Origin of the sequence: Streptomyces adelaidensis (genome assembly GCF_016598475.1) — a bacterium.
GTDB lineage: Bacteria > Actinomycetota > Actinomycetes > Streptomycetales > Streptomycetaceae > Streptomyces > Streptomyces adelaidensis.
Genome location: NZ_JAEMUX010000159.1, coordinates 1 through 8,175, shown reverse-complemented (window position 1 = coordinate 8,175; position 8,175 = coordinate 1). Strand labels below are relative to the sequence as shown.

Genomic DNA, 8,175 nt, shown 5'->3' with positions numbered 1-8,175 from the left:
GAGCGACCGGGTCCGGCGGAAGGCGGAGGTCGCTGTCTTACCTGGGTTATAGAGGCAATCGTCCCTCAGCCCGACGACCGGCAATCAGCCATCGCCATAAGCTCATTCACATCGAGAAGGCGACCGGAACCGGAAACGGGAAAACAATTCCCGATTCCGTCGCATTCCTCTCCATTCCTTTCCATGCCTTTTTACTCAGGGCCTTTTTACTCAGGGCCTTTTTACTCAGGGGGATTTCCCATGTCCAAGCGCATCATCGTGTCGTCCGTCGTCGGTGTCCTCGCCCTCGGCGGCGTGGCCGCCGGTGGCCTCGCCGTGGCCTCCGCCGCCACGAAGCCGGCCGTGGAGGACAGCTCGGTCCGCTACGTCGCCCCGTCCGGCGACAAGGACGGCTCGCTCACCTTCACCGCGAACGTGTCCGACGACTCCGGCGTCAAGAGCCTCAAGGTCATCGCCTGGCCCGCGAGTTCGAAGCTCGACCCCACCGAGGCGGAGATGGAGCACGTGGACAGCGCCGAGTGCGACAGCACCTCGGACGAGACGTCCCGCTGCACCTACGAGCTGACGGTCACCAAGGCCGACGCGGCCGACCTGGACAAGGGCACCTGGTACGTCTCCGCGCTGGCGACCGCCAAGGACGGCGACACGGAGTTCGTGTCCCCCGCCGCCACCTTCGAGATCACGGGCTGACCTCGCCACGGCGGTTCGGCAGCGGGGACGGGTGGGGTCTGAACACCACCCGTCCCCGCCCTGGCTACTTCATGCCGCCCCTACGTCAGGCCCAGCAGCCGTTGACCGTGGCGGCGAGGCCGTCCAGGGCGTCCTTGATGTCGGACGGGCCGGCGGTGGAGTCGTTCTCGATGAAGGAGAAGACCTTCCAGCTGCCGTCCTGGGCCTTGGTCAGACCGCTGAGGGCGACGGCGCCGGTGAGAGTGCCGGTCTTGGCCTTGACCTGGCCGACGGCGCACTTGGAGTCGGCGGTGTCGAACCGGCCGAACTCGGGGCCGAGGGTGGCACCCGCCTCACCCGAGACGGGCAGCCCGTCGATGATGTACTTCAGGGTCTGGCTGTGGCGCGGATCGGCGGCCAGGTCGACGATGTCGGCCATGGTCTGCGCCGGGATACGGGTCGCGCGGGACAGCCCGCTGCCGTCGTACATCTCGAAGTTGTCCAGCGAGATGCCGTACCGGGTGAGGACGTCGCGGACTACGGCGGTGCCGTCCTCGAAGGTGGCCGAGCGGCCGGCGCCGATCGCGGTGAGCCGCAGCAGCGACTCGGCGATGTCGTTGTCGCTGACCTTGAGCATCTGCTTCACGACGGTGGAGAGCTTGTCGGACGTGTGCGTGGCGACGGGCACGTCCCCCTTGCCGACCACTCCGCGGGTGACGCCGCCGTCGACCGTGACGCCCCGCTCGGCGAGCAGCCCGGCGAAGACGCCGCCGGCGTCCAGGGAGGTGTCCTCGACGTTGTGCGAGTCGACCACCAGCGCGCGTACCGGTGCGACGGAGTCCGGGTAGTAGCCGGTGTTCCAGCCGTTGGCGAGCGTGGGCTCCGGGAAGAGGCTGTCGTCGATACGGACCTTCACCGAGGTGAGCCCGGCGTTCTTCAGCCCCGCGACGGCGGTCTTGGCGAGTGCGTCGAGGTCGTCCGTCGTCAGGGTGCGGTCGCCGCCGCCGACGAGGGTGAGCGTGCCGTCGCCGTACACGACCTTCGTGGTGATCCGGTGGTTCGGGCCGAGCACCGTCAGCGCGGCGGTGGAGGTCGCGAGCTTCGTGTTGGACGCGGCCATCAACGCGGTCGACGCGTCGTGCCCCCAGACGAGTTTGTCTGACTTGGCGTCGATGACGACACCGCTGAGCGTGCTCCCGAGGCGCGTGTCCTGGCTGCGCGTGTTCAGGTTGTCCGCGATCTTCTGCTCGGCGGCGTCCAGTTCGGTCGCCCCGGCCTTGGCCGTGTTCTCGGCGGTGTTCTTGTCTGCGGCGAAGGCCGACGGACCGGCCAGGATCGTCCCGGCGACCGGGGCGACCACCGCGATCACGGCCGCCCGGCGCAGCGCCGGGTTCGGCGCCTTGGCCTTACGGTGACGACCGCCCGAGCGGACGGCGGAGGAGGAGGGGGAGGAGGAGGGGGAAAAGCTCGGCATGGGGGCCTCGGTACGCGTTTCGTGAGTGGGGATGTGGGGGGGGAGAATCTTGAAAATGAAAGTAACAGCAGAGGCCCCTGCTACTGATGGGTACTGTGTGAAGAGTTGGCGCACCCTCTTCCCTTTGTGACCGCGAACACGCTAAGCGAACACGCTCCGCGAGCGGATCAGCGGTAGTCCGGGTTGGGTGCGTCGAGATGGCAGCCCGCGTCCCACGCCGAGCGCTGGTTGCCATGGGCGGGAATGCCGCCGGACCGCTTGAGCAGCGCGGCGACATGCATCAGGTTCCAGGTCATGAACGTGGCGTTGCGGTTGGTGAAGTCGTTCTCCGGTCCGCCTGAACCGGGGTCCAGATACGACGGCCCCGGCCCCGCCGGACCGATCCAGCCGGCGTCCGCCTGGGGCGGCACGGTGTAGCCGAGGTGCTGGAGGCTGTACAGCACATTCATCGCGCAGTGCTTCACACCGTCCTCGTTACCGGTGATCAGACAGCCGCCGACCCGGCCGTAATAGGCGTACTGCCCCTGCTCGTTGAGCAGCCCGGAGCCGCCGTAGAGCCGCTCGATCATCTTCTTCGTCACCGAGCTGTTGTCGCCCAGCCAGATCGGCCCGCACAGCACCAGGATGTCGGCGGCCATCACCTTCTCGTGGAGCGGCGGCCAGGCGTCGGTGGCGAAGCCGTGCTCGGTCATGTCGGGGTAGACGCCCGGGGCGATGTCGTGGTCGACCGCCCGGATCACCTCCGTGGCCACCCCTCGCCCCTCCATGACCGCCCGGCTCTTGTCGATCAGCCCCTGGGTGTGGCTGAGCTGGGGGGAGGGTTTGAGGGTGCAGTTCACGTAGAGGGCGGTGAGGTCGTCGAACCGATAGAGGGCGGCGGGAGGGGTGCGGGAGGGAGGGGTGGGGGAGGACGCAGAGGTATCCATGACGGGCAGCGTCCCGCCCGGCTGCCGTTTTGTCCCGGCACGACGCGCCGCCCGGCGGCCCCGCGCGAGCCGTCCCGAGTGCCGTTGATGCTCCTATTGCTCGTCAAGCGCTCTGAGGCACGAGGCGCAAGGTACTTTCGTTGCATGGCACTGACTCCCGACGACGAGGTCCGCAGCCGCGACGAACTGGTCTCCTTCGTTCGAGAACTGCGTCAGGACTACCTCCGTCGGGGACACGAATGGGAGAACCAGAATCTCGACGGTTTCCTTGAGGCCCTTGCGGCATGGATGCATGACTCGCCGGGCTGGTACCAGAACGTGGGGAAGGATCTCCCGGAAGGCGGGGACTGGAACTTCCTGGCCCGAGCGCTTCGGGCCGCCACTGTCTATGAGTGAAGTGGTGTTCGCGTCGAACGGTCAGGCCGCGTGGAGCCATTCGCGGTAGGTGTGGGCGAGGTCGTCGTCTCGGCGGATCCCGCGTTCGAGGGTGGAGATGGTGGTCGGCCAGAGTCCGAAGTGACGGGCGGCCGCGGTGAGCGTGATGTTCTTGGACTGGCGCAGAGGCCGCAGGTCGGCGATGCCGGGGACGGTCACCGTGCTGGTCAGGCAGCGGAACATCTCGCGGGCGATGGCCCGTTTCAACAGCCGGATGATCTCCTTCTTCGTCCGGCCCGCGGTGGTCTGCCGTGCTACGTATTCGCGGGTGCGGGAGTCGCTGGACATGCGGACCAGGGCGATGCGGTAGAGGGCGGCGTTGGCCGCCCGGTCGCCGCCGCGTGAGAGGCGGTGCCGGTTCGTTCTGCCGCTGGAGGCGGGGACCGGGGCGGCTCCGCAGAGGGCGGCGAAGGAAGCCTCGGTCCGCATGCGTTCGGGATTGCCGCCGGCGGTGACCAGCAGCTGGGCCGCGGTGTCGGGGCCGACTCCGTAGACGGCCCGCAGGCCGGGGTTGTGGGCGGTGACCTCGCTGTCCAGGGCCCGGGTCAGGGCTTCGTGCTCGGCGGTCAGCTCTCTGACCCGCCGGGCGAGGCTTTTGAGCGCGGTGAGGACCGCGGTGTGGACCGCGTCCCCGCCCGGCCGCAGCCGGGCCAGGGTGTCGGTGCGCTTCTGTTCCCTTCAGCCGGCCGTACTTGGCGCGGATGGCCTCGGGCGCGCTGATGAGGATGTGCCCGATCTGGTTCAGGGCCGCGGTGCGGGCCTTGACGGCGGAGCGGGCGGCGTTGTGCAGGGCACGTATCCCGGCGACGGTGTCGTCCTTGGGCGCGCCGGAGGCCCGTCCGGACAGGGCCGCCCGGGCAGCGGCGTAGGCGTCGATGGGATCGGACTTGCCGATGCGGCGCCTCTCGGCCCGGTCGGGCCGGTTGACCTCCACCACGTGAAGGCCCGCCGAGCGGGCGGCCCGGGTGAAGCCCGCCCCGTAGGAGGCGGTGCCTTCCACGCCGATCGCGATCACGTGTCCGTGCGCGGTAAGGAAGGCCACCGCCGCGGCATACCCCGCGGCGGTGGTGGCGAACTCGGCGTCCGCGAGGTGACCGCCGTTGTCGCTGATGACCGCGACGTGAACCGTGTCGGCGTGGGAGTCGACCCCGCCGCACACGATCTCATCGGCTGTGTCCTGTGCCGTCACTGCTGCCATGCTGGTAAAGCCTTCCCAGTCCGGAGGCAGGCGTCGGCCGGGTGGCGCAGACAGGACATTGAAGGGGCTTCTGACCAAGCTCCTGGTCATGTTCCGCCCGGCCGAAGCCATGAGAACAAGCCCCGGCGGCCGGACAGAACAACGGGAGGACAACCCAGCAGGGCGTCAGTCAGTGCCCGAGTCACGACCACCGGAACCTGCTTACCACTATCAATGTCAGTGCCTCGGGCTAGTCTCCGCAGAACTGACCGATTGCTCCATTTTCAGGGAGGTTCTCATGGTCTCGCGGCTCAACCCCTACCTCAGCTTCGACGGCGACGCCCGGCAGGCGATGGAGTTCTACAAGGAGGTCTTCGGCGGCGACCTGGCGCTGAACACCTTCGGTGACTCCGGCCAGGCGGGCGCCCCGGAATCCGACAAGATCATGCACGGCATGCTGGAAACCCCGAGCGGCTTCACCCTGATGGGCGCCGACACCCCGCCCGGCATGGACCACACCCCCGGCACCAACTTCTCCGTGAGCCTCAGCGGCGACGACGACACCGAGCTGCGCGGCTACTGGGAGAAGCTCTCCGCGGGCGGCTCGGTCTCCGTCCCCCTCGACAAACAGATGTGGGGCGACGTCTTCGGCATGTGCACGGACCGCTTCGGCATCCCCTGGATGGTGAACATCAGCGAGCCGCAGGGCTGAGAAGGCGGCTCCTCACCCGGATCCGCAAGCACCAGCCGGCACCGCCCAAGTGGACGAGAAGATCCAGTTGTGGGTGTCGCCCCAGGAGCTGCCGGTCCTCCCCGCCCTCACCGAACGCTTCCGGGTCCTGGTCTACGACCGCCGCGGCCACAGCCGCAGCGAACGTCCACCGGGACAGGGCTCACGGTACGAGGACGAGGAGGACCTGGCGGCCCTGATGGAGGCCCTGGGCTTCGCCCCCGCGTACGTCGCCGGCAACTCCTTCGGCGCCTCGACCACCCTCGGCCTGGCCACCGGTCCACAACAGCTGATGACGGAGACCGCGCGGAAGTTCGCCCATCGAGGACGCGGCCTCCACGTCCACCCCTGCCTCCCCCGAGGGGAACCCCCGCCCGTGACGGCGAACCGAAGCCGGGCGGGGGGCGATCACATCCGACTCATCCGACTCGTCGACTCATCCGAAGGTGACGTCGAGACTGCCGTCGCTGCCGAAGGACCAGCCCAGCGCACCGGAGTACGACGAGCACCGGGCCCCGTTCGTCCCGGACCAGAACTGGTTGGAGGTGTCGGAGTTCCCGATGATCCGGTCGTTCGTACCGCTACCGCTCCGGCACGACGTGTTGTCGCGGAACACCGACGTACCACCGTCGAAGTTGAAGTTCCGCTCGGTGTTGTCGATGCTCACGTTGCCCGAGACCGCCATCGTCCCCGGGTTGCTGTTCCACGTGAAACCGTGTTTGCCGTTGTCGTAGGCGATGCTCCGCCGGACGACATGGTTCACCGCGATGTCGTCGCCGCCGAGCTTGTAGCCGTTACGGTCCCCGTTCCCGGCCTGCGAGCCGTCGCTGAGGGTGCCGTTCTCGTAGGCGAGCGAGTCCTCGACGGTCACCGGCCCGATGGCCCCGGTGTCCGTCTTGGTGTACAGATCCCATCCGTCATCGATGTTGTTGTGGGCCACGGCGTACCGGAACACGTTCCCGGTCCCGGTGGTCAGCTTCGCCGCGAACCCGTCCGCGTCCTCCCCGTCGGAGTCGGCGTTGTCGTGCGACTCGGCGCTGAGGATGAGGTTGTTCGCCGGCCACTCACTGCTGGGGCTGGTGGAGGAGATCCGCCCCAGCTGAAGCCCCGTGTCCCGGTTGAACCGCGTCACGGTCCGCTCGATGACGTTGTTGCTGCCACCGACGTAGATGCCGTTGTCACCGGCCCGCTCGACGACGATGCCGTTGACCCGCCAGTACGAGCCGTTCAGCTGAAGTCCACGGTTCGACGAACTCTCGCTCTGCGCGGAGAAGTTGAGGACCGGGGTCTCGCCGGGGTAGGCGGACAGGGTCGTACGGGCGCTGGAGGTCCCGTTGTTGCCGACCGGGATGGTGACGGTCGAGGAGTGGGCGTACGTGCCGCCGCGCAGGTAGATCGTCCCGCCGGCGGTGATGCGGCTGATCGCCGAGGTGAGGGTGGTGGGAGCCGAGACCGTACCGGCCGCGGAGTCCGTCCCGGTCGGCGAGACGTAGAGCGCGGAGCTCGACGGCGGGGTGGTGCTGCCGTCGGGCACGGTCGCGTCGAGGTAGTCGATGTTGGGCAGCCCGGTCGCGGAAGTGGGGCTGATCCGGACGACGTTGCTGCCCGACGTCACCGGCACGGTGACCGTCTTGGTCGTCCACCCGGTCCATGTGCTCGTGCTCTCGAACGACGCCGTCGCGGCCGTGGCGCCGTTCACGGTGACGTTCGCGGCCCGTGCGGCGGCGGTGCCGTTGGCGAACCGTACGGACAGTGTCGCCGTGCCCGATGCGGGTGCGGTCACGGTGAACTGGGCGTACGCGCCCACGGCGTTGTCGCCGTTGCAGAATCCGCTGCCCGAGTATCCGGTCCAGTCGGAGTCGATCGTCCCGGTGCAGACAGCGGGCGAAGCCTCCGCCTCGTACCGAGCACTCGCGGCCTGCGCCGCCGTACCGGACCACGCCACCAGCGCGCCTGCCACCAGGCCCAGGCTCACGCACGCCATGACGGGTCTCAACTGCGTCGTTCGCGTTCTTTGCATCGTTGGTCTCCAGGACGGTTTTGGTTCGTCTGCCAGAGGGTGCGAGTCAGAAAGCGCTTTCCCTAGGAGTGTCAGAGCGGTGACCTGAACACGTCGATAGACTGGTACGTGGGATCTGTTCACATAGATGAACTACGGGGTGTGGAGATGGACGGAGTCGATCTTCGGCCTAGCCGCAGCTCAGGAGCCAACTGGCGCGACGATCGAAGGCGGACTCGGGATCACGAAGTCGTGTCGGCGCGCCTGCACTCTTCCGAGCCTGTGAACGACAGCGAGCGCATCCGGCGGGTCCCCACAAGCGTGAGGGCCCCGAGAGATCCGGGGCCCTCACGTCTTGGAGCCACAGCAACGGTTGATGTCGACGGCCTGGGCGGGCCGGACGGAACGTACGAGATCAAGCCGCGGCCGCGGCCAGGCGGTGAAACGCCCGCGTAGTCCCCGGGTGGGCCATCTCGTCCAGAAGGTGCCGCCAGTCGGGGTGGGGGTCGGCGACCGTGGGGTGGGCCAGATCCCAGGCGGCGAGCAGCGGGACGAGGCCGCTCTCGTCGGGGATCGCGGTGGTGCTCGACTGTGAAGGCAGCATCGGCTTCATGGGAGTCTCCCTCCGGGTGGGGGCCTTGCGCATGTGGAATCCGCCTGAGTCAACGATGCCGCCACCGACGCCCCGAGACCATGCAGCCCCATCCAATCGAGGGTGCAGCTAGCTCCACCCCGAGGGGGCCGCCCCTCCCCTCCAAGTATCGA

The 8,175-nt window shown here is 68.3% G+C and carries 9 protein-coding genes and 2 pseudogenes; 4 read left to right on the top strand and 7 right to left on the bottom strand.

Going from position 1 to position 8,175, the window contains the following annotated elements; translation table 11 throughout:
• Positions 1–240: 240 nt before the first annotated feature.
• Positions 241–690: a DUF5707 domain-containing protein gene (locus I8N67_RS40285; RefSeq protein WP_200309272.1), complete on the top strand. Its 450-nt coding sequence runs from the start codon at positions 241–243 to the stop codon at positions 688–690.
• Positions 691–775: 85 nt separating this feature from the next.
• Here I8N67_RS40285 and dacB read toward each other — a convergent pair whose 3' ends face one another.
• Together dacB and I8N67_RS40275 are read right to left on the bottom strand one after the other, a co-directional pair.
• Complete coding sequence (gene dacB / locus I8N67_RS40280; protein WP_200309271.1) at positions 776–2,143, bottom strand: D-alanyl-D-alanine carboxypeptidase/D-alanyl-D-alanine endopeptidase; 1,368 nt, start codon at positions 2,141–2,143, stop codon at positions 776–778.
• Positions 2,144–2,310: 167 nt separating this feature from the next.
• The gene (locus I8N67_RS40275) at positions 2,311–3,069 is read right to left on the bottom strand and encodes a flavodoxin family protein (protein WP_200309270.1); all 759 of its coding nucleotides are present in this window, start codon (positions 3,067–3,069) and stop codon (positions 2,311–2,313) included.
• 144 nt (positions 3,070–3,213) lie between these two features.
• Here I8N67_RS40275 and I8N67_RS40270 point away from each other — a divergent pair, with 144 nt between their 5' ends.
• On the top strand, positions 3,214–3,465 hold the full coding sequence (locus I8N67_RS40270) for a DUF7660 family protein (protein WP_200309269.1): 252 nt from the start codon (positions 3,214–3,216) through the stop codon (positions 3,463–3,465).
• A 21-nt stretch (positions 3,466–3,486) separates the two neighbouring features.
• Here the strand turns inward: I8N67_RS40270 and I8N67_RS43560 are convergent, their stop codons facing one another.
• Both I8N67_RS43560 and I8N67_RS43555 read right to left on the bottom strand, forming a co-directional pair.
• Complete coding sequence (locus I8N67_RS43560) at positions 3,487–3,963, bottom strand: transposase (RefSeq protein ID WP_234047043.1); 477 nt, start codon at positions 3,961–3,963, stop codon at positions 3,487–3,489.
• A gap of 322 nt (positions 3,964–4,285) precedes the next feature.
• Positions 4,286–4,702 (bottom strand): annotated as a pseudogene (locus I8N67_RS43555) (IS110 family transposase); the annotation flags it as partial.
• A 277-nt stretch (positions 4,703–4,979) separates the two neighbouring features.
• On the opposite strand from I8N67_RS43555, the gene I8N67_RS40255 reads away from it, so the two are divergent.
• Both I8N67_RS40255 and I8N67_RS43550 read left to right on the top strand, forming a co-directional pair.
• Positions 4,980–5,393: a VOC family protein gene (locus I8N67_RS40255; protein WP_200309268.1), complete on the top strand. Its 414-nt coding sequence runs from the start codon at positions 4,980–4,982 to the stop codon at positions 5,391–5,393.
• Positions 5,394–5,442: 49 nt separating this feature from the next.
• A pseudogene (locus I8N67_RS43550) lies at positions 5,443–5,613 on the top strand (alpha/beta fold hydrolase); the annotation flags it as partial.
• On the opposite strand, the gene I8N67_RS43545 reads toward I8N67_RS43550, so the two are convergent.
• From I8N67_RS43545 to I8N67_RS40240, 3 genes are all read right to left on the bottom strand, one after another.
• Complete coding sequence (locus I8N67_RS43545) at positions 5,575–5,757, bottom strand: hypothetical protein (RefSeq protein ID WP_234047042.1); 183 nt, start codon at positions 5,755–5,757, stop codon at positions 5,575–5,577. The pseudogene I8N67_RS43550 and the gene I8N67_RS43545 sit on opposite strands and share 39 nt — an antisense overlap.
• A 90-nt stretch (positions 5,758–5,847) precedes the next feature.
• A complete protein-coding gene (locus I8N67_RS40245; protein ID WP_234047041.1) occupies positions 5,848–7,395 on the bottom strand; it encodes a right-handed parallel beta-helix repeat-containing protein in 1,548 nt (515 codons plus the stop codon).
• A gap of 430 nt (positions 7,396–7,825) precedes the next feature.
• The gene (locus I8N67_RS40240) at positions 7,826–8,023 is read right to left on the bottom strand and encodes a hypothetical protein (RefSeq protein WP_200309266.1); all 198 of its coding nucleotides are present in this window, start codon (positions 8,021–8,023) and stop codon (positions 7,826–7,828) included.
• Positions 8,024–8,175: the final 152 nt, after the last annotated feature.